The organism is Proteus terrae, assembly GCF_003144325.1.
Taxonomy (GTDB): Bacteria; Pseudomonadota; Gammaproteobacteria; order Enterobacterales; family Enterobacteriaceae; genus Proteus; species Proteus terrae.
The window spans coordinates 1-24,611 of sequence record NZ_PENS01000011.1 but is presented as its reverse complement, the minus strand read 5'-3'; the positions used below and the strand labels follow the sequence as shown (position 1 = coordinate 24,611).

Here is a 24,611-nt window from a genome sequence, read left to right as displayed (position 1 = left end):
TCAAAGTATTATTTCTCATATTGAACCTTATAATTAAATGTAATTAACAATTAACCTAAGGAATCATTAAAACAAATAAATTATAGATGATTAATTTATTTTTATTATTTTTTTATTTAAAATAATTATTTTTAATAGACCCTATTTAATTGTTACTTTTTTATTAGAACTACATAAAGAAAAAAGCAAGAAATGGAGTGCATAACATCTCTATTTTCACGTTATACTAATTCTAATGTTTCCAGTTTATCTGAGTGAATTTATGTACTTCCAGTATGGTGAAAAAGAGATAAAGACCTTAAAGCAACGTGATAAACGTTTAGCTGCACTCATTGAAAGAATGGGTAACATTAAGCGTCCTCTTACTCCTGATTTATTTACAGCATTAGTTAAAAATATTATAGAGCAACAAATTTCGGTTTCTGCTGCTATAACCGTTAATCAGCGGTTGCTCAAATTATGTGATGGTATTTACACGCCTGAACGCATTGCAAAACTATCGGAGCAAGAGATACAACAGTGTGGCATGACAATGCGTAAAGCCGGTTATATTATCGGTATTGCTGAAGCCGTCATTTCAGGAAAATTAAATTTAAATAAAATCCCTGACATGACAGATAAAGAGGTTATTGATACTTTAATTCAATTAAAAGGTATTGGGGTTTGGACTGCCGAAATGTTATTAATTTCCTCACTTAATCGCCCAGATATTTTAAGTTGGGGAGATTTAGCTATTCAACGTGGGATCATGCGTCTTTATCGTCATAAAACATTAGATAAAACACGCTTCGAACGTTACCGAAAACGTTATTCACCTTATGGTTCTACCGCGTCTCTTTATCTATGGGCATTATCTAAAGAGATAGCGTAATTAAGCAATAAACGGAGTTTTTTGTTCATTATGTTTTTCAATAATAGCCATAATCCCGCATTCAAAGGACTACCATAATGGAAAATAAACATAATCAACTTATTGAGCAAGCTTGCCGTTTTATTGAAAAAAACAACGGTGATGTGTCGCTTACCTGCATTGCAGAGCATGTTATGGCAAGCCCGTACCATTTTCATCGCTTATTTAAATCAACGATGGGGATCACGCCAAAAGATTATGCTAATGCTTATCGCCAAAAATTAATAAAAAAAGCATTAGTACAAGATGGAAGTATTACAGATGCGATTTATCAATCAGGCTTCAATGCCAATAGCCGTTTCTATGAGAATGCAACAGCAATATTAGGAATGACGCCAACAAATTGGCGTACAGGTGGTAAGAATATTGCTATCTTTTTTGCTATTGCTCAGTGCTCTTTGGGCAGTATTCTGGTGGCGCAAAGTGAAAAGGGGATTTGCGCCATTATGTTAGGAGATGATGCCGCGCTGTTATTAGAAGACTTGCAAAAACAATTCCCTCTGGCTGAATTAATTGGCGCAAATGAAGAATTTGAGCAAGTTATAGCACAAGTCATCGGTTTTATTGAATTACCTAAACAACCCTTATCTTTACCTCTTGATATCCAAGGTACTGTATTTCAACAAAAAGTTTGGCGAGCATTATTAGATATTCCTTTTGGTAGCACAATAACTTACCAAGAAGTAGCAGACAAAATTGGAGCACCTAAGGCATATCGCGCAGTCGCTAATGCCTGTGCAGCTAATAAACTTGCAGTTGCTATTCCATGCCATCGTGTTATTCGACAAAATGGTGAATTATCAGGTTATCGTTGGGGGATTGAGCGTAAGGCTAAGTTGCTTCAGACGGAGGCATTAAATAATTCACCAACGGACAAAAAAGAATAAAAAGTAGTTATTGCATGATAAGATAATCAGCAAATTATTAATAAATTTATGAGTCAATATTATGTCGGCAGTACCAACAGAAATTACTTTTTTTGAACGTTTAATTCCTTCCATTCTTGAAGAAAAAAAAGTGATTACTATCCGAGATGAAAGTGAAAGTGATTACAAACCGGGAAGCATTGTTGAATTATTTGCTAATGAACATCGTACTCATTATGGAAAATTGAAAATCATTGCGGTATCGCCATTACGTTATGATGATATCAATGAGTATCATGCACAACAAGAAGGTATGACACTTCCAGTTCTGAAAGCGCTTATCAAAGATATTTATCCGACAACACAATCTTTATATCTGATTGAATATCAGTTGGTAAAATAAGAACAGATAAAAAAGGATCACATTGTGATCCTTTTGCTTAAACAAAATCTTATCTATCTTAAATTAACTTAAGTAATTGCTTTAGTCGGTTAATTTCTAATTTCCATTGCACCTGCAAAGCAGGTTTTTGGTGATTAGTTTTACGCGCTAAATCAGCCTCTAATTTCTCTTCTAGCTCAATTAACTTAAAGAGTTTTTCATCATCATCATGATGTGAAATCAATGGAGCTGATGGGATATCCTGCAAATTATTAAGTTTATCCATTAGCAAAGTTTCAGGCATTTCTTCTTCTGAAATAAGCTGATAAATGGCTTCAATATTATGATGTTCTGTTAAAACACCGTTATGAATATACCAAAAACGATTACAGCTATTTTCAATCAACTCCCTATCATGGCTAACTAGTAGAACACCACCAGGAAATTGACTAATTTGCTCAGCTAATGCCTTTTTACCTTCCATATCAATATGGTTTGTGGGTTCATCCAACATTAATAAAGAATAGTTTGCTAAACTCAAACCAACGAATAATAAACGCGCTCGTTCACCACCGCTTAAAGTACTCACTTTCTGCCCATGACGCGTATAAACAAAGCCAGCACTAATAAGTGCCATTTTTCTCTGTTCATCCGTTAATGGTGCAAACGGTTTTAATGCATCAGAAAGGGTATCATTATCAATTAATTGCGCAATTTTTTGATCGTAATAACCCAATTCAACTCGGGGGTGTAGCTTTATTTCATTTTGTTCACTTATTTCAGCTAAACTTAGTGACCAAATCATCTTTAATAATGATGATTTGCCTGTTCCATTGGCACCAATTATTGCTACTCGATCACCACTTTTTATACGCTGATTTTCAACAGTGTATAAAATAGGTGCATTTTCAGCAGGAATAACAGCGAGTTGATTTAATTCACAGAGCCTATCAGCCCGTAATGCCGTACCGGAAAACTGCAATACCCATTGATTTCCAGCCGTCACTTCAGTTTGTTCATCTTTTAAACGAACAATATGTTTTTCCATCTGTTTGGCTTTACGAGATAAATTTTCGTTATCATAAACGTGCCCCCATATTGCGAGTTGCTTCGCACTTTGGGCTATTCTATCTATCTCTTTTTGTTGCGCATCATGACGATGCTGTGCACTGATATCTTGCTCTTCTTGTGCAACTCGAGCTTGAGAGCAGGGTAACCGAAAGATAGATAGCGATTTATCACGAATGATCCATGTACAATTCGTCACGTTGTCTAATAACGTATTATCATGTGAAACCAGAATGAAGCTACCACGCCACTGTTTTAAAAATGTTTCCAACCATAAAATAGTGGGTAAATCGAGATGGTTACTTGGTTCATCAAGCAATAATAAATCAGGCTCAATAATTAACGCTCTCGCTAATAATAAACGAGTGTGTTGACCACCACTTAGTTGCGAAACGAGTAGATCTTTTTCGTGAAGTTTAAATCCCATTTCACTTAGCAATAATTCAGCTCGCCAACCTTCAGATAATCTGTATTCTTCTGATAATTTATGAAGTACAGCATCCATTAAAGTCATTGACTGTAATTCAGCGGGTAAGTGCTGTTCTATATATGCCATAACCGTTTGATTAGCGACAGAAATAGCACCTGAACTTGGTGATAATTGATATGAAAGTAATTTTAATAAAGTACTTTTCCCACAACCGTTATAACCAATTAGACCAATCTTCTCACCTTTAATCAGTGCTAAAGAAATATCGTTTAATAATAAACCGTGATTATTATGGAAAGACAGATTTTGTGTAGATAATAATGTGCTCATAGCTTACTCATTTTTTAGGCATAATGATGCCTTGGGTAATATCAAGCGATAACCCTGTAAGCTGAGGAGAGGTAATAGTTAACGTCGCTCAGGCAGGTTAACGCAGTAAAATACTGTGAGAGCCTGAGCTGTGGCGATTACCAAAGAAGTGTGAGTATTCAATAAGATCACACAAAAGCATAATTAGCCTCCTTCTCTAAGTTTAAAAGTTAATCGGTAATGTAATTCTATCAAGATAAATTTCCGATATGCAATCCTGTAAGAAAAACAAAAGGTGTCATTTTGTGTGAAAGCCCGCCATTTAAGCGGACTTAAAATAATTATGAACAAATAGAGAATACATTTTATTTGTCATAAATCTATAAGACTTCTCTATTGTGCCGAAACAGGTAAATGCTTCCGCAGTTTAATTGCTGTCAACAACACTCCCGTTGCAACAGTAATACCAACAATATTAGTGAGTTGCCAACCTATTAAATAGAAAGCAACACCACCAGTAATACTTCCTAATGCTCCCAAAAAGAAAATCAAAAAGTCATTTGTACCTTGTACTTTTGCTCTCTCGTGAGATAGATATGTTTTAGATAGCAAATGTGTAGAACTAATTAAATTCAAATTCCATGAAATACCAATTAAAACAAAGCTAATAAGGTAATGATAAAAACTGTTACCTTGTAAGTTGATACTTAACGCAATAATTAATAATAATATTGCAGTGAAAAAGAATATTTTAATCCCAAATCGATGAATAAGTTGTCCAGTAATAAAAGAGGGTGCGAACATACCCAAAATATGGCATTGGAACACAAAAGCAATTGTGGCAAATTCAAAACCATTTTGCTTCATAGAAAGTGGAATGGCACCAACCATATACACAACAACTCCATAGCCTAATGCGCTAACAATAGTTACTAAAAACAATAATGGTTGGCTATATAATTGATGATAACTTCTTGGTTTTTCATCAAATTCAGTTTTTGTTTTTATGCTCTTTTTTAGTGGGATTTTTAACAATAATCCAAATGCTAAAATATAAATGACGCTCAGAGCTGAAAATGGCCCAATAAACGGATAATCTGTAAAAAGTTGTCGTGTTGCAACGGCTAAAGTTGGCCCAATAATAGCCGCAACAATACCGCCACTCATGACCAAGCCAATAGCTTTTGCATGCATATTAATGGGTGTTTCTTCAAGCACAGCAAAACGATATTGTTGTGCTGTACCAATAGCGATTCCCGTAAAATAAGTACCGAAAGAAAAAAGCACTAAATTCTGATAATAGATACCTACAATAGATAATAATGCTCCAATTAACCCTCCGATATTACCAATAATAAAACCAGCTTTACGTGAGTATTTCATCATAAAGTGAGCCATTGGAATGGTTGCTGAAATTATTCCAATATATTGGCTTAATAAGGGAACCGTTGAATAAATAGGATCTTTGGCTAATTGTTCACCGACAAGAACAGCAACAGAAAGTACTAATGCATTTCCCGTTGTGAAAAGAGCCAAAGAAAATGCCAGCCACCATACTGATTTAGGCATAGAGATCTCCACTGATGCGATAACTAGATTTAAGAGATACGCATCTTACAACTTGAAGTTAACTTCAAGTCAATAGAGGAATAAATATACTGCAACTGACTAATATTTAATAAAATGTGATAGGAAGGAAATGATTATTCTTTTTTACTCATTCTCTTTTTCAGGCTTAAGGCTAAGATCTTTTGAAAGCGACTGCACTGAAAATGATTCTCTTCGGGACATACTTGAATATGTTCTAACCCCTTTTTAAGACGTTTAAGTTCATTGATTTTATTATCAATCTCTTCAATCTTTAGGTGAACAATATTTCTATCTATTGTTGGTATTCTTTGGTTGATGCTAAGTTGGGCTATCTCATCTAAAGAAAAATGGGCTTGTTGTGCTAAAGAAATTAACGCTAAACGACTCAGAACATCACGATGATATACACGCTTAATTCCTTTGCGTCCTATCGAATTAATAAGTCCTTTTTTCTCATAATAACGGATTGCTGAAGAGGCAATACCCGTTGCTTTTACAACCTCAGTAATATCCATTTCAATCGGTTGTTTTACATCAACCATGGTGTCTACCTTATGCCAATAGAATTGTTATCGTTATTGAGTCGTTATATCTTGAAATAGTGACGTTTTAACACTCTAAATCATAGAATTTCATCATTTTATCGTAATTTTTCGCAGATAAGAACTATCTACCTACATTGGGGGTTTTTATCATGATATATTGCTACCTATTCGCTATAGCTGTCCTATAAAAGGTTAGAAAATGAGTAAATTAAGAGTCGCTATTATTTTTGGTGGTAAATCCACAGAACATCAAGTTTCATTACAGTCAGCAAAAAATATTATTAATGAATTAGATCGAACGAAATTCGACCTTTGCTTAATCGGTATTAATGAACAAGGTCAGTGGCATGAATATTCAGAAACTGACTATTTACTAAATAGCGATAATCCTAAAACCATTTCATTAAGTAAACCTTTAAGAGCAGTTGCTATTATTCCTGGTAGTGTAAAAGGCCAATTTATTTCACTTGAAGATGGTCAAGCATTACCTCAAATCGATGTTGTATTCCCAATTGTTCATGGTGCGTACGGGGAAGATGGTACACTCCAAGGCTTATTACATATGATTGATATGCCTTATGTAGGGCCAAATATCATGAGTTCGGCAGCTTGTATGGACAAAGATATTACTAAACGTCTGCTTGATGGTGCAGGATTAGCTATTGCTCCATTTATTACTATTATGGCGCATCAAGTTAATGACATTCCTTACAACGAAATGGTTCGTCAATTAGGACTTCCTTTATTTATTAAGCCAGCGAACTTAGGTTCTTCTGTAGGAATTAGCAAAGTTAATAATGAAGAAGAGTTTAACGCGGCATTAAAAATGGCCTTTGAATACGATCTTAAAGTGATTGTTGAAAGTGCAATTGTGGGTCGTGAAATAGAGTGCGCTGTTTTAGGTAATGAAGCTCCCGAAGTTAGCCCTTGTGGCGAAATCGTATTAAACGATGCTTTCTATGCTTATAACACAAAATATATTGATGAAGATGGTGCTAAAGTCGTTGTTCCGGCAATAATGGATGAAAATACGAGTTCGCATATTCGTCAAGTTGCTTTAAAAGCATACCGTGTTCTTAATTGCTTAGGTATGGCTCGTGTTGATGTGTTCTTAACACAAGATAATCGTGTTGTGATTAATGAAATAAATACACTACCTGGTTTTACTAATATCAGCATGTATCCAAAATTATGGCAAAGTGCAGGTTTAGGCTATCAATCATTAATTACTAAATTAATTGAGTTAGCACTAGATCACCATAGAAAGACGGCAGTTTTAAAAACAAAGTGTGAGCTTTAATTCATATATAAAAAGTGAGAGCCTGATGAAAATTACACACCTTGACCATCTGGTATTAACTGTTGCTGATATTCAGATAACCTGTGATTTTTATCACCATGTATTAGGCTTTAACGTTATTACGTTTAAAGAAGGGCGCAAAGCTCTCACTTTTGGTTCTCAAAAAATAAATCTTCATCAAGTGGGAAAAGAGTTTCTTCCCAAAGCGGCAAAACCAACCGCAGGTTCGGCTGATTTATGTTTTCTAACACAAACACCATTATTAGAGATTATTGAGCATTTAAATCAACAGGGTGTAAAAATAGAAGAAGGGCCCGTTCCTAGAACGGGTGCAACTGGCGCAATTATGTCGGTTTATTTTCGTGATCCTGATAATAACTTGCTCGAAGTTGCCAATTTAATTGAAGAGTAAAACACGCTAAATATGATTGTTTAGCGTGTTTTTAGTTTTAAATGTTTGGTTTTAATTAGGCATATTTTCTTGAACCAGCAACACAAAAAATAACGCCAACAGTTACTAACAACATCAATAAATTGACTGATTCATGAAGTAATATAGCAGCTAAACCTAATCCAAAGAAAGGTTGTAATAATTGAAGTTGTCCTACTGCTGCGATCCCACCTTGTGATAATCCTTTGTACCAAAATATAAAACCAATCAACATACTAAAAAGCGAAACATAACCTAAGCCCACCCATGCTGATACACTAATTGTCACAAGCTTTTCAGGCATAAGAATAAAGCTAAAAATAAGCATTGGAGGTAAAGATACAATCAATGCCCAACATATAACCTGCCAACCACCTAATGCTTTCGTTAAAGTCGCACCTTCAGCATAACCTAAACCACAAACAATCACTGATGCTATCATTAATAAATCAGCACTGATTGATGATGCTCCATCTTGAGAAATGGCATACCCCATCACCAATAAACTCCCAATAATAGAAAAAAGCCAGAAAATAGGGCGTGGCTTTTCACCACCACGTATTACTGCAAAAATTGCCGTAGATAACGGTAATAAAGCTAAAAAAACAAGAGAGTGTGCAGAAGTTATTTCTTGTAGTGCAATAGCCGTTAATAATGGAAAACCAACGACAACACCTAATGAAACAACTGTTAATGAAATCCACTGTTTAAACGTAGGTAATTTTTCTTTATATAACAGTAGCATTGCTAAAGATAATAATCCTGCAATTGTTGCTCTCGCTGCGGTTAAAAATAAAGGTTCAAAACCTAATACAGCCGCTTTTGTTGCAGGTAAAGATCCACTAAAAATCAACATACCAATAAATCCATTTACCCAGCCATTTGTCCGCTCTTTTTGATTAATTTGCTGCATACAATTTTCCATTTTTATTATGATAAATTTTAATAAAAAACAATTAATTACAATTTATGTAATAGCAACAGATATATAAAAATCTATTTATATAAAACTTGTATCTACGATGTAACTTGCTGAACTCCATCTTATGGAACACAATTATGACAATCAAATAATTGTCATGGATACAATTTCTATGGTTCAGCCCCGTTATAAATCTTTAGTTGATAAATTGGCGAACGAGATCCGTATAGGAAGATTACTACCAGGCACACGTTTGCCAACACATCGGCATTTAGCCGCAGAGCATAAAATGTCTCTTGCAACGGCAAGTCGTGTATACGCTGAGTTAGAAAGTATGGGGTTGATCATTGGTGAAACAGGAAGAGGAACTTTTGTAAGAGAATTGTCGCTTCCAATAAATCATGGAATAGAAAATCCTACAGCAGCAGATATGTTGGATCTTAATTTCAATTATCCCTCATTGCCTATTCAAGCTGAGCTATTACGTACTGAGCTAAAAAGATTGGCGACATCAGGTGAAATTGAATCATTACTTCGCTATCAGCCACATAGTGGAAAATTACACGATAAAACAGTGATTTCTCAATATCTTAAGAATAAAGAAATCACGGTTGAACCTGAAAATATTATTATTACTAACGGTGCACAACAAGGCATTGCAATTACATTATTAAGTGCTTTAAAACCGGGAGATGTTGTCGCGGTAGATGCATTAAGTTATCCCGGATTTAAATTAGCAGCACTCGCTCATCACTTGGAAATATTACCCATTCCCATAACACCATCAGGAACAGATTTAGGTAAGCTGGAAGAACTATGTAAAAAAAGGGCAATACGTGCACTTTATTGTATTCCTACACTACATAACCCAATGGGATGGGTACTAACATTAAAACAGCGACAACAATTAATTACTTTGGCGAGAAAATACCATTTCATGATAATTGAAGACGCGACTTATGCGTTTTTAGTTAAAAAAGCACCGCCTGCAATTGTTACCTTGGCGCCAGATATTACATTTTATATTTCAGGATTTTCTAAGAATATAGCTTCTGGATTAAGAGTTGGTTTTATTGTTGCTCCTACAAACACTATTTCATCGTTAGAGCGATCAATGAGAGTAACGACATGGAATACACCTGCTCTTATGACTTCCATTGTATGCCAATGGGTGAAAGAGGGAGTGGTTGATAAATTAGAATTATTATTACGTAAAGATGCACAGCAGCGACAAAAAATAGTGAGTGAAATATTTGAAGGACTTACTTATATTCATCATCCGACCTCCTATTTTTTATGGATCCCCTTACCTGAAGAAGTTAGAGCCGATAAAATTGTTGCTTCATTACATCAATTTCAAATATCTGTTGCTACTGCTGAGCCTTATGCCACAACAACCAATATTCCTCATGCAATTCGTATTGCATTAGCTTCGATTGATATTAATTTATTGCGTAATGCATTAAGAAAAATTAGAGAGATTATTGAGTATCAAGTTGATTTATAATTAAATTATTAAAATTCTTACACTTTAACGCCTAAAGAGCGGTTTTTATTTAGGTGTTATCTACATTTTATCTTAAACTTGTATTGCCACTTTCACATTTAAAATCAACATAATCAGAAAGTATTGTTGCATCTTCAGTGATCCACGCTGTTAAGTAATTTAAAGCATCAGAGGAATAGCTATCTCGTCCCTGATAAATAAAAAGCATCTGTTTCCACCAAGGCCATTGATTCTCTAATTGATAATTAAAAAACGGTGCTTTTAATAAGCCATGTGAGGCATTAGGGAATAGGGCAACTGTTTTATCTACATGATTTCCTAATAGGGTTTTATATAAACATGCATTTTTTGATGCATCGACATTCAGATCTAACTCACCAAACATAGCCAGTACTCGTCCATTCATATGAGGTAAATCTTTAGATGAATCGTTTAAATAGTTTTGAATAACAAAATAGAAGCGATCATCAGACATATCTCCCTGAGCTGAAATATCATTGCTACCATTAATGCCAAATACACGATCATTTTGTTGCAGTTGCTCTGAGACTCTTCGAGTAATTTCCTTATCATCAACATTGTCGGCTTTTAAACGGACTTGATGATAATAAGCACCTTGAGCTCGCCAGTTTACAGCCCCACCAATAATGACGGAAAAATCAGGTTTAGATTGCGTCGCGGCAATAGGGATAACCCATCCAGCCTGTGAAAATCCCAAATAACCAACTTTAATATCAGTATGGGTAAATTTCTTTTGAATAAGCTGTAAGGCTATTCGCGCTTCATCTGCTCTATCTTGCATAGATTGAAGCAACCAATTTCCTTGGCTTTCGCCCACACCAGCTTTATCCCATGTATACACACCAATACCTGCATCCAGCAAACTATTAATTAATGGTAAATATCCACTATTAGAAAAGCGATCTTGAGTGCCATCACCATGAACAAAAATAGCAACTGCTTTTATGTTGTTCTGATCCGGTAAAATTAATGTTCCAGATAAAGTATCCGTTTTAGAAGCAAAACTAATCGGTGTTATCACTGAAGCATGATCATCCAATTCAAAATCAGAATACTGACCACCACTAATGATAATCACAAAAATAAGAGTGATAAGCCCTGAATAAAGCCAAATTGATTTGAAACATTTTTTCATAGCTTGAAAAATCCACGATGGGTATAGACCCGTAAGTATTATAAATAAATCATTTATGACCATATTTATATAATATGCATTAATTAGACTGATTAGTCTAATTAATTGAATTAGTTTTATTAAAATCTCCTTAAATAAGAACTAGTAAGAGGAGTTTCTTATTAAAGTGAAATTTATTAGATATTTTTAATAAAAATGTTTCAGTACGAAAAAAATAATAGAAAATGACCACTATTTTACTTAATTTTTTATAAATGACATTTTTTGTTAAAGAAAAAGGATATTGAGTTATCATTTTTTTAAATTTGTATTAAATAAGTATTTTCTCTAAACAAAATATCAGTATAATTACTAAAGGTTAAACATTGAAATTTAAATTTGACTATCTAAAATAGAGCGATTTTGCGTTGTTTTCACGTAATTGTCATATAAGAAATATTGCTAAACTAATAAAGAACTTACTTTGTTTTTATCTTTTAAACTAATTAGTAAAGGAATTAAGTAAATATCTTTAGCGATATTTTTAATCAAAAAATGGACGGTATGATGAAAAAAATTATCCTATTCGGTGCAATATCTGGCGGTATACTATTTTGGTCTATACATTTACAAGCAGATAATTTCGATTGTCGGAATGCAGCGACTCAGACTGAAATTAACCAATGTGTATATCAAGATTTTCAGCAAAAAGATGAAGAACTTAACCATATTTATCAACAATATTATGCCAAATTAGAAGGTAGTCGAAAGGATCAACTTAAACAAGCCCAGTTGGTTTGGATTAATTTTAGAGACCTCTCTTGTCAATATGAAGCTGACTATTATCAAGGCGGTAGTTTAGCCCCTATGGTATATAGCAGTTGTTTAAAAGATAAAACAAATGAAAGAATTAGCGATCTTAAAAATTACATTGCTCTATATTAAATCGAAACATTAAATCTAAAAAATATAAATATTAAAGATATATTCTTTTTATAATAGTCAAATAAGTATAATGCTTAGCATGAAAATAATTTATAAATGATACAATTGTAAATTTTGTATTATTTTGAAACATAAAATGCCTTGACTAATCACTGCTACAAAGTAGTCTGATGCACAAGTAATAAGTAAAAAAAGAAGTGAATACAATGAATAAGATATTAAAACTTGGGCTAGGATTACTTTTCTTATCGCTACCATTTGCTTCAACATCAGCAGATATTAAACTTGAATATGGAGTAAATCTTATCGATTTTAATGGTGATGGTGTTCCTGATGTCGTTGTTAAGTCTAAACGGCCATTAAATGATTCAACATCTGTTGATATGGCAACTGTTTATATCAAAGGAAGCGATCAAAAAGTTTATATTGTTCCGTCCATATATGCTAATGCTTTGAGTCTTTACAACAATAAGATTAAAGGTACAGATATCACTATCTCTGATTTCAAATTCATTGAGAAAAAAGACCACGTTGTTTTGTTAAGTGCGGAAAAAGTAGGAAACAACTTACAAAAAACCACTCCAATCCGTTTCTCTAGCTATTCTATTTTAGAAAATAAAAAAGGTGATGAAATTCAGTTTAAATGGCAATTTAATAGCTATTGTGTAACTGAATTATCCTATCTTAGCGTAGAAGATGCGTATTCTGATAATTGCATAAACAAAATTATTAATGAATAAATCTACAATTAAATAGCAAACACATCATATTATGATGTGTTTCTTTTTTATTTTATAAAACAATGCATTGTGAAAATATAAACAATATTCCTTTCTTTATATGCATTGGGTACTTGTATCATTTCTTGTTCCTTGTTATTAATCTATTGTTAGGATATTTCTTAATCAAAATGATTTTTATGGCGCTGTTTTATCAAGATCTGTTTAAGAGGGAGATATGAAGGAAATTATTACAGGTTTACTTCTAGCCTCAATATCACTATTTACTGTATCTTGCTCACAAGAAGATACACATAGAGTAAAAGTGGCAATTAATACAGGGCCTGATCAAGTGATTTGGGATGAAGTTATTCGTTTAGCGAAATTAACTGAAGGATTAGATGTTGAGATTGTTGCTTTCAATGATTATGTTCAACCTAATAAGGCATTGAACGATAAAGAAGTTGATGCAAATGCGTTTCAATCCATTCCTTATCTTCAAGCTCAAATGAAAGAGCATGGCTACCAATTTCATATTGCCAGTAAAACGTATATCTTTCCTTTAGCCGCATACTCTAAAAAAATTAGCGATATAAATGAATTAAAGCCTGGTGATGTCGTTGCAATTTCAAGTGAAGTTAGCATGAAAGGGCGAGCACTTTTATTACTAGCAGAAAATCATCTCATTACTCTTAACGATAATGTTGGTTTCACAGCAACAGTGGACGATATTATCTATAACCCAAAAGAAATTACTTTTGTTGAAGTTGACACACCTAAGCTTACCGAAGCATTGAATGATCCAAGTGTCACAATGGCTATAATCAACAATAATTTTTCATCCCAAGTTGGGCTAATTGCGACTCGTGATGGATTGATCTTAGAAAATAAAAATTCACCTTATGCTAATGTTATTGTTACGCGTGAAGATAACAAAAATGATGAAAATATAAAAAAACTGGTTTCAGTTCTGCATTCAAGACAAATCGAGTTAAAATTCAAAGAAATGTATAAAGGTGATGCTGTAAGAGCTTGGTAACATCCTTTAACTTAAAGGTAAAAAGAGGTGTTCATTCTTTTTATCTTTAAGTTTTTCCTACTTTTTCCTTCTTTTTTAACTAGAATAATCAACTTTTATTTAGTTAAATCACCTTGATTAAACACCACTGAATGGATAGAACCTTTTATTTAAAGTTATCTTTATGTTAGAGCTCGTTATTTTTATATAACTATTGGTTTTTATTCTATATAAAACATTCTAACAACATGAATTTTTTTCAGTATGATAAAGATCCTTCATTAAACATAAGAAATAAAAAAATGACTGACTCTCAACTGAAAAAACAATATATCGGCGAACATAAATTATCACCAGAAACATTAATGATGAGCTATGGCTTTGATCCATTACTCTCTGAAGGATCAGTTAAACCACCTGTGTTTTTAATATCTACCTTTATTTTTAAAAGCGCTGAAGAGGGTAAAGCTTTTTTTGATACCGTAAGTGGTAGAAAACCTTTACCTGAAGGTGAAAAAGCAGGTTTGGTTTATTCTCGCTTTAATCAACCTAATAGTGAGATTGTTGAAGACAGGTTGGCCGTTTATGAAAATACACAATCTTGTGTATTATTTTCATCAGGAATGTCTGCAATTACCACAACATTAATGGCATTAACGCAACCTGATGATGTTATTTTACACTCACAGCCACTTTATGGCGGAACTGAGACATTAATTGCCAAAACACTGGCTAAATTTGGTATTCAAGCCACACCATTTACTGATGGACTTAACCATTCACTTATTCAAGAACAAGCTAATGTAGCCAGTCAAAAAGGGCGTGTCTCCGTTATTTTTGCAGAAACTCCTGCAAACCCAACTAATTCCTTAGTAGATATTGAAGCATTAAAAAATGTTGCTGATCAATTAGAAAAAACGCAAGGCTATCGTCCTATCATCGTTTGTGATAACACATTACTAGGCCCTGTATATCAGCATCCAATAGAACAAGGCGCTGATATTTCAGTTTACTCTTTAACTAAATATGTTGGTGGTCATTCAGATTTAGTTGCTGGTGCGGCTATGGGCTCTCGTGAACTGATTAATCAAATCAGATTACTAAGAGGCGCAATAGGAACACAACTTGATCCACATTCTTGCTGGATGCTAGGCCGTTCTTTAGAAACGTTACAAATTAGAATGGAAAAAGCCAATCAGAATGCGTTATTAGTTGCAGAATTTCTGCGTGGCCATGAAAAAGTAAAAGCAATTCATTATTTACCTTTTGCTGATAAAAATTCTGTTGAAGCTCAGGTTTTTGCCAAACAATGCACTGGTGCAGGATCAACGTTCTCTTTTGATATTGTGGGCGGAGAAAGTGAAGCGTTCCGTTTTCTTAATGCAATGAAAATTTTTAAACTTGCAGTAAGTCTAGGGGGAACAGAATCTCTAGCTTGTCATCCGGGTTCAACAACACATTCGGGTGTACCAATGACATTAAGACATAGCATTGGTATTCAAGACACTACAATTCGTTTATCGATTGGTATAGAAAATCCACAAGACTTAATTGCTGATTTATCGCAAGCATTAGCAAGTGCTTAATTAAATAGCTGTGTTAATATTAAAAAACACCAGATAATGTGAATTTCACAGTCTGGTGTTTTTGTTTTAATCGGTCTGTTTTTGGATCTCAACCCATTCATCTTTAGTTAAGCGACAAATATTTTCAACTTTCACTTCATCTAAAAATTCTGCGTATTGCTCTTCAATAACATGATGAAATTTAAATCCGCATTTCTCTTGTGCTTTTTGTGACTTCTCATTATCAGCGAAGTAACCACACCATAAATTATCCAATTTCAGTGTTTCAAAGCTATGCCGACTAATTTCTTTTACAGCTTCAGGTATTAAACCTTTGCCCCAAAATGGAACTCCAATCCAATAAGAGACTTCAGCATCATTATCTCCAATTGGAAAATTACTCTCATTTGCGGAAGATAATCCGACCAAGCCGACAGCTTGGTCATCATTAAGTAACGTAACGGCATAAACTTCGTCACGCATAAATATAGTGCGAATAATTTCGGCACTTTCTTCAACACTTTTATGTACTGGCCAACCTGCAATTGGGCCAACACGCTCATCTTTTGCATATTGATACAAACTTGACGCATCAGAAAGTTTCCAAGGGCGCAATACAAGTCTTTCCGTTTTTAATGTTTTCATTTCAATGACTTCTCTTAATTTTTAAATATTCTGCAATTTATCTTACGTCTTTAAGATGTGTGTATTCTAAAGAAAAGAAATAAAGAACCGAATGTCATAAAAGAGGCAAAATCGGTACTTTTGACAACTAAATAAAAGGAAATACTTGTTATTAAGTTCAATATCGTCAAATATAAAAACAGCAAATGGGCTAGATAAAATTAAAAGAGGGTAATTGATTTATGTTGAGTCAAGTGTTGTCACAACTTAATGAATCATCACAACATGTCATAATAGGTGAAAGTGATATGACGAATGAAATTGGTTATCCTCTACCACTATCTTATATTGTGGTTATGATTTGTTTAGAAGGCAGGGCAATAATCAATATAGGCTTTCAAAAGCAAGCAATCAAAGCGAATGATATTCTTATATTAGGCGATGATATGATGACAATTTTGAGTCAAAAATCAGCAAACTTTCGCTTATTTTATTGCTTTCTTGATAAATCTTTTGCCTCAGAAATTGCTTATTCTCTTTCTAATACTTTATTTGCTTTTCTCCATGAAAATCCTGTCTGCCATCCACCCAAAGAGCAATATGAAGCCTTAAACAGATGGACTCAACAACTAAAATATATAGATAACCATTATTCTGAACACAGAAAATTGATGTTAAAAAATCACTTACAAAATCTCTTTTTTGCTATTACTGAATTAATACCTGCTCATTTTTCTATTGCTAAAAAAGAATTCAGCCGTAAAGAAAAGCTTTGCTGGCAATTTTGGGAATTGATTGGAAAACACTGTTTAGAGCATAGAGAGGTGGCTTTTTATGCAAATAAGCTTAATATTACACCGTTTTATTTATCACAAATAACAAAGCAATTTTTTAATGATGCACCTAAGGCCTTGATTAACCGTCAAGTTACTCTTGAAATAAAAGCATTATTAATGCACACTTCGCTTTCGGTAAATGAGTTATCAATAAAACTTCATTTTGATGATCCCTCTTATTTATGCCGATACTTTAAAAGAGAAACAGGTAAATCTTTATCTAGTTACCGTAAACAACATCAACGACAATAAGACAGATGATATTGTGCTTATCGTTTAATTTTTAACTAAAGGAGGAAATTATTTTGAAAAAATATCACTATACAGACCGAGGGAAAATATTTTCTTAAGGTTGATAATTCTATTATTTATTAAGAAATTACTATGATTTATTTTACTTCTGATACACATTTTTGCCATTCAAATATCCTCAATCTTTGTGATCGTCCATTCAATAGTATTAGCCATATGAATGACACACTAATTCATAATTGGAATGCTTACGTCTCTGATAATGACGAAATCTATATTTTAGGTGATTTTCTTTATCGAGGTACAGGGCGAGATGCTAATCAAATCTTGCGCCGATTAAAAGGTAAAAAGTACCTTATCCGCGGAAACCACGACAAGTTTCTAGACGATTCGGAATTTGATGTATCTGCATTTGAATGGGTAAAAGATTATTTTGAGTTGGATTATAAAAAAAGAAAAATTGTTATGTTCCATTACCCTATATTGGAATGGGCTGGTTTTTTCCGTGATTCTATTCATTTATATGGTCATGTCCATAATTCACAAAAAGATCCCACTCAACGTAAACGTTTAGATGTTTTAGGAAAAAGTGCAATTAATGTCGGTGTCGATGTGAATGACTTTTTCCCCATTAGCATTGAAACCATACTAAGAAGAACATCTAAATAACCTTATTATTAGCAGTCGTGGTTTACTCGCAAACGAATTCCATAAAAAAGACATCCATCGGGATGTCTTTTGGGTTTATGCTAATTAACCGCCAAAATTACAGTGCAATAGCTCTTTTTTGACTTACATTCATTCCTTGGATCATACAAAACCAAGCAAGACCACAAATCGCCATTAAAATCACAAATAAAGAAATAGGAGGGAATGAAGTCAAAATAAAACCACTAGCTAATGGATTAAGTGCGGCACCTAACCAACCTAATGACTGAGCCGAAAAATAACTTGCTTTCATTCCTAACGGCGCAATGTTATCAATCATCATATACTCACCAGGTGCATAAATTAATTCACCCAAGGTAAATACACCGATAGCTAATGCCCAAAAGATTAAATTATTGCCTGCAAACATAAAACCAAGTAAGCCCATCATAAAAAATAGCGTACCAAGCGTCATTAATTTACGTAGCCTTTCGGCTGTAACATGTTTACCGACAATATATTGTAGAGAGACGACAATGGCGGCGTTTACAGGTAATACAACCGCAATAACAGACTCTGCCAATTTTGCATCGTAGACCACTAAAATATATTGCGAAATACATGACGCAAAAGAGCCAAACGTTAATGTACCGAAAAAAGTCGAGAGTACAAACCAACTTAATGCTCTGTCTTTTAGCATTATTTTCGGATCCCACTTCACGCTATTTTCTTCACCCGCATTTATAGCTTTAGAACGCTGAACAAATAATTGGATCATAAAAAGTGGAACACTAGCAGAAATAGCAGCAAGCCAAAAGGGCAGTTGAGTTCCATACATTAATAATAAGGTGCCAATCGGAGGGCCAACCGTCCACCCCATATTAATAAAGGTATAGTTTAGAGAGAATATTTTAGGTTTTGCTGAAACCGATAAAGTTTCAGAAAAATAGGCCTTTAACACAGTTGAAAATACTAAATAAGAGCAGTTAATTACTGAGAAAAAGATAACCACTAAAATAGTACTATGAACCATAGGTATTGCGGCAAAACCAAAGATAAACGTTATAATAGATAGTAGCATATAACGTTTTTTCTCAAATTTATCAGCAAGCATTCCAAAGCCAAGACTGAAAAAAAATACCTGTTGTTAATGCAATAGACATAGCAATACCAATATCATCGACAGGTAATTGATACTCCCGCGATAAATAGATCGCCATAAACGGTAATGTTGCACCTCTTCCTATTGTGAGAAGAAGTGATGAAAATAGTAATGCAGTTGTTGATCGTGTTTTTTTTGAGAACATATTATTTTTTTCTAATTATTTGTATTTTATAGAGTGTTTTATAGTTTATGTGTTTTTTACGGGTGAAAAAAGAACAAATGCGCACTGTGTATTAATACATGACTTACTAATTGCTGTATAGCTTTCAGTCAGCAAAAAAGCTCTTTTTGATCTTGTATTTTTTCTTGCTGATCTTGTAGTAATATTTAATTATCCCATTTTTGATAATAGTAATTATCAAATTCCTCTCTATCACCACAGTGTTATTTTTTCTAAACTGAGCTAATTACTGTTTTATTTACTGCACTAAATCTGAGGTCGTTATGTCTTTTATTCATCTTGAATTTGAAAAACCTATTGTGGAATTAGACGAAAAAATAGATGCCTTGCTCACCTTTAAGCAATCTCAAGATGAACCAACAGGTATTAATTTAGATGAAGAGATTGCACGCTTAAGGCAAAAAAGCCTTTCACTAACAAAATCTATTTTTACTGATTTAGGGGCTTGGGAAATAGTACAACTCGCTCGTCATCCCATGCGCCCATATACTCTTGACTATCTTAATGCGATTTTTACTGATTTTCAGGAGTTAGCGGGTGATAGAGCTTATGCCGATGATAAAGCAATTGTTGCGGGTTTAGCGTGTTTAGAAAAAATGCCAGTCATGGTGATTGGGCAACAAAAAGGCCGCGATACAAAAGAGAAAATTCTTCGCAATTTTGGTATGCCATCACCAGAAGGTTACAGAAAAGCATTACGTTTAATGAAAATGGCAGAGCGCTTTTATCTACCTGTTATTATTTTTATTGATTCTGCAGGCGCTTATCCTTGTGTCGGCGCTGAAGAGCGCGGACAAGCAGAAGCATTGCTGTCTTGAGATGATTGAAGCGGGAAAATTACGGGCTATTGAATTTCCTCAACAACCCGCAACAATTAATTTAATGGCAATATATGCAACTCGTAGCTCTCTTTCACGTAATATTGAGTCTTTTCTTGAGTTTCTCGCTCAGCGTTTATAAATATTAATCTGTGATTTCTTGAGTAAGTGCAGTATGTTTTGCTTTAACAGGAAAAAGCACAATAAATAGTGTCACAAAACATGAGATCCCTGCGGTTGCAATCGCATAAGCAAATCCCGAATTAAATGCCTCTGGTAACAAAGTGACAAATCCTTTGTCTAAATTATTTATCGTATTTTCAGTCACTAAACTGACAATATCGATATAATTTACAGATATTCCCAATACTTGGCTTTGAATAACCATATAATGGATTGCTTGTTGCACCATCAATGTACCTAATAAAGCAATTCCCATCGTCATACCGGTTTGCCTTAATGTATTCATGGTTGCCGACGCCATACCAGAGCGAGATGGTGGCACACTTTTCATCACTAAAGCACCTATTGCTGGCGTTGATAATCCCATTCCGGCACCTAATAAAAAGAGGTAGCTTCCTGTTATTCCATAGTAGCTATTAGTTGCTAATGTCGCTAATAAACAAGAAGAAATGGCGATAAATAAGAAACCATAAATCATCAATTTTCTGACTGAGAAATAAGAAGAGAGTCTCCCAAAAGACATAGAGAATAGCGCCATTGCAATAAACTCTGGTGCCATTCTCCAACCTGTTTCTAATGCACTCCAGCCTTGTGCTTTTTGCAAAAAGAAAGCGATAAAAAATACATTACTATATGTGGCAAAACCCAAGGTAAAAGAAGAAAGATTATATTGAAAGAACGTGCGATCTTTAAATAACGCCAGTGGTAATAATGGACGTTCAACACGTTTTTCTATTATTAAGAAAAGGGTAAGAAGTATAACACCTACAATCAGTGTTGATAGGGTTCTATAATGTGTCCACCCAACAGAGCCAGCTTCAATTAAGCCATAAGTCAGCAATCCTAATCCCAACATACTGGTTAATTGACCTAAAGGATCTAAAGCAACATTTTCAGGATCAGCACTCTCACTTAATCCATACCAACCTAATAAAACGGTAATAATACCAATAGGAATATTAATAAGAAATATACTCGCCCAACCACTAGTATGAACTAAAACCCCACCTAAAATAGGGCCAATGATAAGTGATAACGCACTAACGGAAGACCAAATTCCGATGATACGAACGCGTTCAATATCAATAGGAAAAGCATGAGTAATTAAAGACAATGCACCCGGAATAAGTGCAGCAGCGGCAATACCTTGAATAATACGCCCAAGGATTAGTATTTCATGTTGCTGTGCAATCGCACAAATTATTGAACCTAATGTAAAAATAATCACACCCCATAGCCACACTTTTTTTCGTCCAAAACGATCACTTAAAGGGCCAGATGACAAAATACAAGCTGATAGACAAAGCGCATAAGCATCAACAATCCATTGCAAGGTTGCCATATCAGCATGAATATCATTTTGAATAGTCGGTAGAGCCACATTGACGATACTAATATCAAGAGTTGCCATAAAAGTACCTAAACAAATGGCACAGATAAGTGACAGTCGTTTTAAATAAGTCATAAGCTTTATTGCCTAAATAATGAATAATACTGGCATAATAATACCCGACTGACTGTCGGTCAATACTTATTGATAATGAGTTTCATTTATCATTATTGTGAGTCACTTTAATATAGAGTACTCTTTACAAGCGACTTTGAGGGAGATAAGCAATGTCATTAGAAGAACAAACAACAGATAAACCGAGAACAAAACCCGCAGAGGTTCGTTTAGAAGAGTTAATGAATGCCGCAGAAACATTATTTCTTGATAAAGGTTTTGATGCCACAACCGTTAGCGATATCGTAAAAAAAGCAGGGGTAGCTAAAGGGACGTATTATCACTATTTTTCTGCTAAAACAGACGTTCTTGATGCGCTCAGAACACGCTATATGGATTGGTATTTAAATAAAATAGATAACGCAATGAATGCCTGCTCACAACAAGATCATCATGAAAAATTAAAACAATGGTGTGAAATCAGCGTTATTGCTTATGTTGAAAAACAAGAATTACACGATATGCTTTTTCATCAAGCCTTTCATCAAAGCAGTAATATTCATGAAAATAGAGCATTACAGCAAATTCAATCACTGTTAGTTTCAGGTACAGAAAATAAAACCTGGCACGTTACACAGCCGGGATTAACCAGTACATTGATTTATCATGGTATGCATGCCGCTGTTGATAATTTAGGTCATAGCGATGAATATACCGCAGAAACATTAGGTAATATGCTATATCAGCAATTTACACAATTACTAAAATAGCCAAAGCTTATCGTGACAACGTCACATTATTGCGTATCTAAAAGAGAAAAGGGTAATAGTTATTACTCTTTTTATTTAAATACGCTGAATTTCAGGCTCTAAGGCCATTTCTAAATAGGCATGACAACGCATTAATCATAAAAGCAATAAAAACAGTAAAAATTATGCGTAATTAATAACAATCAAAGCCTAAGAATATCAGTAAAAATTAGTGTAGATATCTTAGGCTTTTCAAATCAACGGCTACGATTTAACAACATTAAACATAGGAAATAACTACCACCTAAAATCGCCACTAAAGTTCCTGCTGCAATTTGTGCAGGATAAATAAATATTTGCCCAAGCTAATCAGCCCAAACCATTAAGGTTCCACCTATTAACCCCGAAACAATCAATTGTGATTTAATTTTTTTAGCACCAAGTAATATCGCCATATGAGGAGCAACTAAGCCAATAAAAGCGATAGGACCTACTGTTGAAGTCACTAAGGCACATAACAAGGACACAATGATTAATAAAATAATACTGGCACGCTCTATGTGTAATCCACGAGCTGAGGCAAAACCTCGACCAATTGATATTAAGGCAAGCCAGCGCGTTAATAAAAAAACGCTTCCCACAATCAATGTGACCGCAAATGCAAAATATCTTGCTGATTTATTGTTGGATATAATCCTAATGCTTTAAATAACATCGGTACTTCACGTTTATCAACTTAAGTTTTATATTAATTCCGAGGGAAAATAATGTGTGTATTTTTATATAAATTTTAATGGCATTAGAATAACTTATGCTTAAACAAACTAATATAAGAGATAGCAATGATAAGTATACCGATAGCTGGAGCTAATATAAGTGATAAAAGAATGAACAAACTTTCTAGTGATAAAAGTCCACAGGATATAATGTCATTAAGAAATAAAGTTACAGATTTTTTTAGACATGGTGAAATAAATAATGCATTAACATTATTTATTTTAATGCCAATTTTGAAAGTGATAGCATCATGTTCTCTATTGATAACGAAGTTAAGTTAAAGTTTAACTTAAGAGATATTATTTTTGATATTGTTAATAATAAAGAAACAATAGCTGAAAATAGACCTTTAGAAAAAAATAATGTATGGATTGATAGCATTATAGAAAATATAAACAAGAATAACATTATAAATAATAATGAAGACTTCATATCAATTATTGAAAAAATAAAGAGAGAGTGTCTATTTCATAGTAAAAAACAATAAAATAGAATTCTATTTAGTTGATGAATCTGGTAAGAAAAAAATATCAACGGAACATTATCTCAATAGTGATGTCTATCATAAGATATCTGAATTAGATAAAGATACACAAATTTGGCTATTAGAAATATCGTTAATGAATAAGGTTAATATTGATTTAGTTATTGATATTTTTGAGAATATTAAACTAAAATTATTTGGTAATCAATTTAGTCACAACATAGACTATAATAACTATATATTTAATTTAATATTAAAAGATTTAGATAATCTAAAACCAAAAGATTACTATTTAGATGAAGTGAAAAAATTTATTAATAATAAATTAGGAGATGTTAATTTAGTAGTTCAAAATAGAATGCCAAGTTTAATAGATAATTTATCTACTTTCAATCCGGATAAAAAAAGAAGCGTTAATATCCTCCATAGCTAAAATTGCAACGAGTAAGAATGCTAACAATAGAGTTTTATTGTGTGAGGAAATAGAAAAAAACTATAGAAATGATGGTATCTCTTTATTTTCGGATCAAAATAAAACATTCATCATCTTTAAACATAAAATTATCTATGAACTTATTCAAAATGGTGAAAAAATGAATAATTAAAAACTCAGAGTTAGATCAAAAATATAGGGTAGATATGTAGAAAATTCAGTAAAAAGGCTCGATAAATAATATCGAGCCTTTTTACTATTTATTATGGGCTTTAGCCAGTTTAAGTCGCGTCAGCGTCTTAAATATAAAACCACCCGCTATGCGGGTGGGTATTAAAGGTTATACCAAGAAAAACACCTTTCCGTTACGATATAG

Annotated in this window: 24 protein-coding genes and 2 pseudogenes; 17 read left to right on the top strand and 9 right to left on the bottom strand. The window is 33.6% G+C overall.

What is annotated here, in order from left to right:
• Positions 1 to 262 precede the first annotated feature (262 nt).
• From DK857_RS12105 to yqfB, 3 genes are all read left to right on the top strand, one after another.
• A complete protein-coding gene (locus tag DK857_RS12105; RefSeq protein ID WP_109393783.1) occupies positions 263 to 871 on the top strand; it encodes a DNA-3-methyladenine glycosylase family protein in 609 nt (202 codons plus the stop codon).
• A gap of 77 nt (positions 872 to 948) precedes the next feature.
• Positions 949 to 1,797, top strand: coding sequence for a bifunctional DNA-binding transcriptional regulator/O6-methylguanine-DNA methyltransferase Ada (gene ada, locus DK857_RS12100; protein WP_109402284.1), 849 nt, complete (start codon positions 949 to 951; stop codon positions 1,795 to 1,797).
• A gap of 61 nt (positions 1,798 to 1,858) precedes the next feature.
• Positions 1,859 to 2,179 carry a N(4)-acetylcytidine aminohydrolase gene (yqfB, locus tag DK857_RS12095; RefSeq protein WP_109393781.1) on the top strand — a complete coding sequence of 107 codons (321 nt, stop codon included), beginning with the start codon at positions 1,859 to 1,861 and terminating at the stop codon, positions 2,177 to 2,179.
• A gap of 58 nt (positions 2,180 to 2,237) precedes the next feature.
• Here yqfB and DK857_RS12090 read toward each other — a convergent pair whose 3' ends face one another.
• The 3 genes from DK857_RS12090 to DK857_RS12080 all read right to left on the bottom strand — a co-directional run bounded on the left by DK857_RS12090 (position 2,238) and on the right by DK857_RS12080 (position 6,097).
• Complete coding sequence (locus tag DK857_RS12090) at positions 2,238 to 3,986, bottom strand: ABC-F family ATP-binding cassette domain-containing protein (protein ID WP_109402283.1); 1,749 nt, start codon at positions 3,984 to 3,986, stop codon at positions 2,238 to 2,240.
• A 372-nt stretch (positions 3,987 to 4,358) separates the two neighbouring features.
• Complete coding sequence (locus DK857_RS12085) at positions 4,359 to 5,534, bottom strand: MFS transporter (protein ID WP_109402282.1); 1,176 nt, start codon at positions 5,532 to 5,534, stop codon at positions 4,359 to 4,361.
• Between the two features lie 134 nt (positions 5,535 to 5,668).
• Positions 5,669 to 6,097, bottom strand: a complete 429-nt coding sequence (locus DK857_RS12080) for a MerR family transcriptional regulator (protein ID WP_109402281.1) — start codon at positions 6,095 to 6,097, stop codon at positions 5,669 to 5,671.
• A 202-nt stretch (positions 6,098 to 6,299) separates the two neighbouring features.
• On the opposite strand from DK857_RS12080, the gene ddlA reads away from it, so the two are divergent.
• Positions 6,300 to 7,400 carry a D-alanine--D-alanine ligase gene (gene ddlA / locus DK857_RS12075; RefSeq protein ID WP_109402280.1) on the top strand — a complete coding sequence of 367 codons (1,101 nt, stop codon included), beginning with the start codon at positions 6,300 to 6,302 and terminating at the stop codon, positions 7,398 to 7,400.
• A gap of 25 nt (positions 7,401 to 7,425) precedes the next feature.
• A complete protein-coding gene (locus tag DK857_RS12070; RefSeq protein ID WP_109402279.1) occupies positions 7,426 to 7,812 on the top strand; it encodes a VOC family protein in 387 nt (128 codons plus the stop codon).
• Positions 7,813 to 7,867: 55 nt separating this feature from the next.
• Here DK857_RS12070 and DK857_RS12065 read toward each other — a convergent pair whose 3' ends face one another.
• The gene (locus tag DK857_RS12065) at positions 7,868 to 8,743 is read right to left on the bottom strand and encodes a DMT family transporter (protein ID WP_196714543.1); all 876 of its coding nucleotides are present in this window, start codon (positions 8,741 to 8,743) and stop codon (positions 7,868 to 7,870) included.
• 181 nt (positions 8,744 to 8,924) lie between these two features.
• Between DK857_RS12065 and DK857_RS12060 the strand changes: the two genes are divergently transcribed.
• Positions 8,925 to 10,259, top strand: a complete 1,335-nt coding sequence (locus tag DK857_RS12060; RefSeq protein ID WP_109393774.1) for an aminotransferase-like domain-containing protein — start codon at positions 8,925 to 8,927, stop codon at positions 10,257 to 10,259.
• Positions 10,260 to 10,326: 67 nt separating this feature from the next.
• Here the strand turns inward: DK857_RS12060 and DK857_RS12055 are convergent, their stop codons facing one another.
• Positions 10,327 to 11,415, bottom strand: a complete 1,089-nt coding sequence (locus DK857_RS12055; protein ID WP_157957607.1) for an alpha/beta hydrolase family protein — start codon at positions 11,413 to 11,415, stop codon at positions 10,327 to 10,329.
• 546 nt (positions 11,416 to 11,961) lie between these two features.
• Here DK857_RS12055 and DK857_RS12050 point away from each other — a divergent pair.
• From DK857_RS12050 to DK857_RS12035, 4 genes are all read left to right on the top strand, one after another.
• Complete coding sequence (locus tag DK857_RS12050) at positions 11,962 to 12,339, top strand: lysozyme inhibitor LprI family protein (protein ID WP_227003163.1); 378 nt, start codon at positions 11,962 to 11,964, stop codon at positions 12,337 to 12,339.
• Between the two features lie 206 nt (positions 12,340 to 12,545).
• Positions 12,546 to 13,079, top strand: coding sequence for a carbapenem self-resistance protein CarG family protein (locus tag DK857_RS12045; RefSeq protein WP_109393771.1), 534 nt, complete (start codon positions 12,546 to 12,548; stop codon positions 13,077 to 13,079).
• Between the two features lie 217 nt (positions 13,080 to 13,296).
• A complete protein-coding gene (locus DK857_RS12040) occupies positions 13,297 to 14,097 on the top strand; it encodes a MetQ/NlpA family lipoprotein (RefSeq protein ID WP_109393770.1) in 801 nt (266 codons plus the stop codon).
• Positions 14,098 to 14,378: 281 nt separating this feature from the next.
• Positions 14,379 to 15,662: a cystathionine gamma-synthase family protein gene (locus DK857_RS12035; RefSeq protein WP_109402276.1), complete on the top strand. Its 1,284-nt coding sequence runs from the start codon at positions 14,379 to 14,381 to the stop codon at positions 15,660 to 15,662.
• 66 nt (positions 15,663 to 15,728) lie between these two features.
• Here DK857_RS12035 and DK857_RS12030 read toward each other — a convergent pair whose 3' ends face one another.
• Entirely contained in the window at positions 15,729 to 16,286 is a 558-nt protein-coding gene (locus DK857_RS12030; RefSeq protein ID WP_109402275.1) for a GNAT family N-acetyltransferase, read from the bottom strand.
• 221 nt (positions 16,287 to 16,507) lie between these two features.
• On the opposite strand from DK857_RS12030, the gene DK857_RS12025 reads away from it, so the two are divergent.
• Together DK857_RS12025 and DK857_RS12020 are read left to right on the top strand one after the other, a co-directional pair.
• Positions 16,508 to 17,353 carry a helix-turn-helix domain-containing protein gene (locus DK857_RS12025; protein WP_109393767.1) on the top strand — a complete coding sequence of 282 codons (846 nt, stop codon included), beginning with the start codon at positions 16,508 to 16,510 and terminating at the stop codon, positions 17,351 to 17,353.
• Positions 17,354 to 17,485: 132 nt separating this feature from the next.
• The gene (locus tag DK857_RS12020; protein WP_109393766.1) at positions 17,486 to 18,022 is read left to right on the top strand and encodes a metallophosphoesterase; all 537 of its coding nucleotides are present in this window, start codon (positions 17,486 to 17,488) and stop codon (positions 18,020 to 18,022) included.
• 97 nt (positions 18,023 to 18,119) lie between these two features.
• Here DK857_RS12020 and ydeE read toward each other — a convergent pair.
• A pseudogene (ydeE, locus tag DK857_RS12015) lies at positions 18,120 to 19,308 on the bottom strand (efflux MFS transporter YdeE).
• Between the two features lie 302 nt (positions 19,309 to 19,610).
• Here ydeE and DK857_RS12010 point away from each other — a divergent pair.
• Positions 19,611 to 20,156: pseudogene (locus tag DK857_RS12010) on the top strand (carboxyl transferase domain-containing protein); the annotation flags it as partial.
• A complete protein-coding gene (locus tag DK857_RS12005; RefSeq protein ID WP_227003170.1) occupies positions 20,119 to 20,307 on the top strand; it encodes a type 2 periplasmic-binding domain-containing protein in 189 nt (62 codons plus the stop codon). The pseudogene DK857_RS12010 and the gene DK857_RS12005, both read left to right, overlap by 38 nt.
• 3 nt (positions 20,308 to 20,310) lie before the next feature.
• Here DK857_RS12005 and DK857_RS12000 read toward each other — a convergent pair whose 3' ends face one another.
• Positions 20,311 to 21,813 (bottom strand): MFS transporter, encoded by a 1,503-nt coding sequence (locus DK857_RS12000; protein WP_109393763.1) that lies wholly within the window; start codon positions 21,811 to 21,813, stop codon positions 20,311 to 20,313.
• A gap of 152 nt (positions 21,814 to 21,965) precedes the next feature.
• Here DK857_RS12000 and DK857_RS11995 point away from each other — a divergent pair, with 152 nt between their 5' ends.
• A complete protein-coding gene (locus DK857_RS11995; protein ID WP_109402274.1) occupies positions 21,966 to 22,562 on the top strand; it encodes a TetR/AcrR family transcriptional regulator in 597 nt (198 codons plus the stop codon).
• A gap of 344 nt (positions 22,563 to 22,906) precedes the next feature.
• On the opposite strand, the gene DK857_RS11990 is transcribed toward DK857_RS11995, so the two are convergent.
• Positions 22,907 to 23,233: an iron chelate uptake ABC transporter family permease subunit gene (locus tag DK857_RS11990; protein WP_227003167.1), complete on the bottom strand. Its 327-nt coding sequence runs from the start codon at positions 23,231 to 23,233 to the stop codon at positions 22,907 to 22,909.
• 335 nt (positions 23,234 to 23,568) lie between these two features.
• Here DK857_RS11990 and DK857_RS11980 point away from each other — a divergent pair, with 335 nt between their 5' ends.
• Together DK857_RS11980 and DK857_RS11975 are read left to right on the top strand one after the other, a co-directional pair.
• Positions 23,569 to 23,805: a hypothetical protein gene (locus DK857_RS11980; RefSeq protein ID WP_109402272.1), complete on the top strand. Its 237-nt coding sequence runs from the start codon at positions 23,569 to 23,571 to the stop codon at positions 23,803 to 23,805.
• A gap of 133 nt (positions 23,806 to 23,938) precedes the next feature.
• Complete coding sequence (locus tag DK857_RS11975) at positions 23,939 to 24,235, top strand: hypothetical protein (protein ID WP_109402271.1); 297 nt, start codon at positions 23,939 to 23,941, stop codon at positions 24,233 to 24,235.
• Positions 24,236 to 24,611 lie beyond the last annotated feature (376 nt).

Bases quoted from the DNA above. Each gene is read 5' to 3' on its own strand.
- DK857_RS12055 (WP_157957607.1), bottom strand. From the start codon at position 11,415: ATGAAAAAATGTTTCAAATCAATTTGGCTTTATTCAGGGCTTATCACT.
- DK857_RS11975 (WP_109402271.1), top strand. From the start codon at position 23,939: ATGAATAAGGTTAATATTGATTTAGTTATTGATATTTTTGAGAATATT.
- DK857_RS12045 (WP_109393771.1), top strand. From the start codon at position 12,546: ATGAATAAGATATTAAAACTTGGGCTAGGATTACTTTTCTTATCGCTA.
- DK857_RS12030 (WP_109402275.1), bottom strand. From the start codon at position 16,286: ATGAAAACATTAAAAACGGAAAGACTTGTATTGCGCCCTTGGAAACTT.
- ada (WP_109402284.1), top strand. From the start codon at position 949: ATGGAAAATAAACATAATCAACTTATTGAGCAAGCTTGCCGTTTTATT.
- DK857_RS12085 (WP_109402282.1), bottom strand. From the start codon at position 5,534: ATGCCTAAATCAGTATGGTGGCTGGCATTTTCTTTGGCTCTTTTCACA.
- DK857_RS12035 (WP_109402276.1), top strand. From the start codon at position 14,379: ATGACTGACTCTCAACTGAAAAAACAATATATCGGCGAACATAAATTA.
- DK857_RS12020 (WP_109393766.1), top strand. From the start codon at position 17,486: ATGATTTATTTTACTTCTGATACACATTTTTGCCATTCAAATATCCTC.
- DK857_RS12060 (WP_109393774.1), top strand. From the start codon at position 8,925: ATGGTTCAGCCCCGTTATAAATCTTTAGTTGATAAATTGGCGAACGAG.
- yqfB (WP_109393781.1), top strand. From the start codon at position 1,859: ATGTCGGCAGTACCAACAGAAATTACTTTTTTTGAACGTTTAATTCCT.
- DK857_RS12070 (WP_109402279.1), top strand. From the start codon at position 7,426: ATGAAAATTACACACCTTGACCATCTGGTATTAACTGTTGCTGATATT.
- DK857_RS12050 (WP_227003163.1), top strand. From the start codon at position 11,962: ATGAAAAAAATTATCCTATTCGGTGCAATATCTGGCGGTATACTATTT.
- ddlA (WP_109402280.1), top strand. From the start codon at position 6,300: ATGAGTAAATTAAGAGTCGCTATTATTTTTGGTGGTAAATCCACAGAA.
- DK857_RS12065 (WP_196714543.1), bottom strand. From the start codon at position 8,743: ATGCAGCAAATTAATCAAAAAGAGCGGACAAATGGCTGGGTAAATGGA.
- DK857_RS12105 (WP_109393783.1), top strand. From the start codon at position 263: ATGTACTTCCAGTATGGTGAAAAAGAGATAAAGACCTTAAAGCAACGT.
- DK857_RS11980 (WP_109402272.1), top strand. From the start codon at position 23,569: ATGTTCTCTATTGATAACGAAGTTAAGTTAAAGTTTAACTTAAGAGAT.
- DK857_RS11995 (WP_109402274.1), top strand. From the start codon at position 21,966: ATGTCATTAGAAGAACAAACAACAGATAAACCGAGAACAAAACCCGCA.
- DK857_RS12025 (WP_109393767.1), top strand. From the start codon at position 16,508: ATGTTGAGTCAAGTGTTGTCACAACTTAATGAATCATCACAACATGTC.
- DK857_RS12040 (WP_109393770.1), top strand. From the start codon at position 13,297: ATGAAGGAAATTATTACAGGTTTACTTCTAGCCTCAATATCACTATTT.
- DK857_RS12000 (WP_109393763.1), bottom strand. From the start codon at position 21,813: ATGACTTATTTAAAACGACTGTCACTTATCTGTGCCATTTGTTTAGGT.
- DK857_RS12080 (WP_109402281.1), bottom strand. From the start codon at position 6,097: ATGGTTGATGTAAAACAACCGATTGAAATGGATATTACTGAGGTTGTA.
- DK857_RS12090 (WP_109402283.1), bottom strand. From the start codon at position 3,986: ATGAGCACATTATTATCTACACAAAATCTGTCTTTCCATAATAATCAC.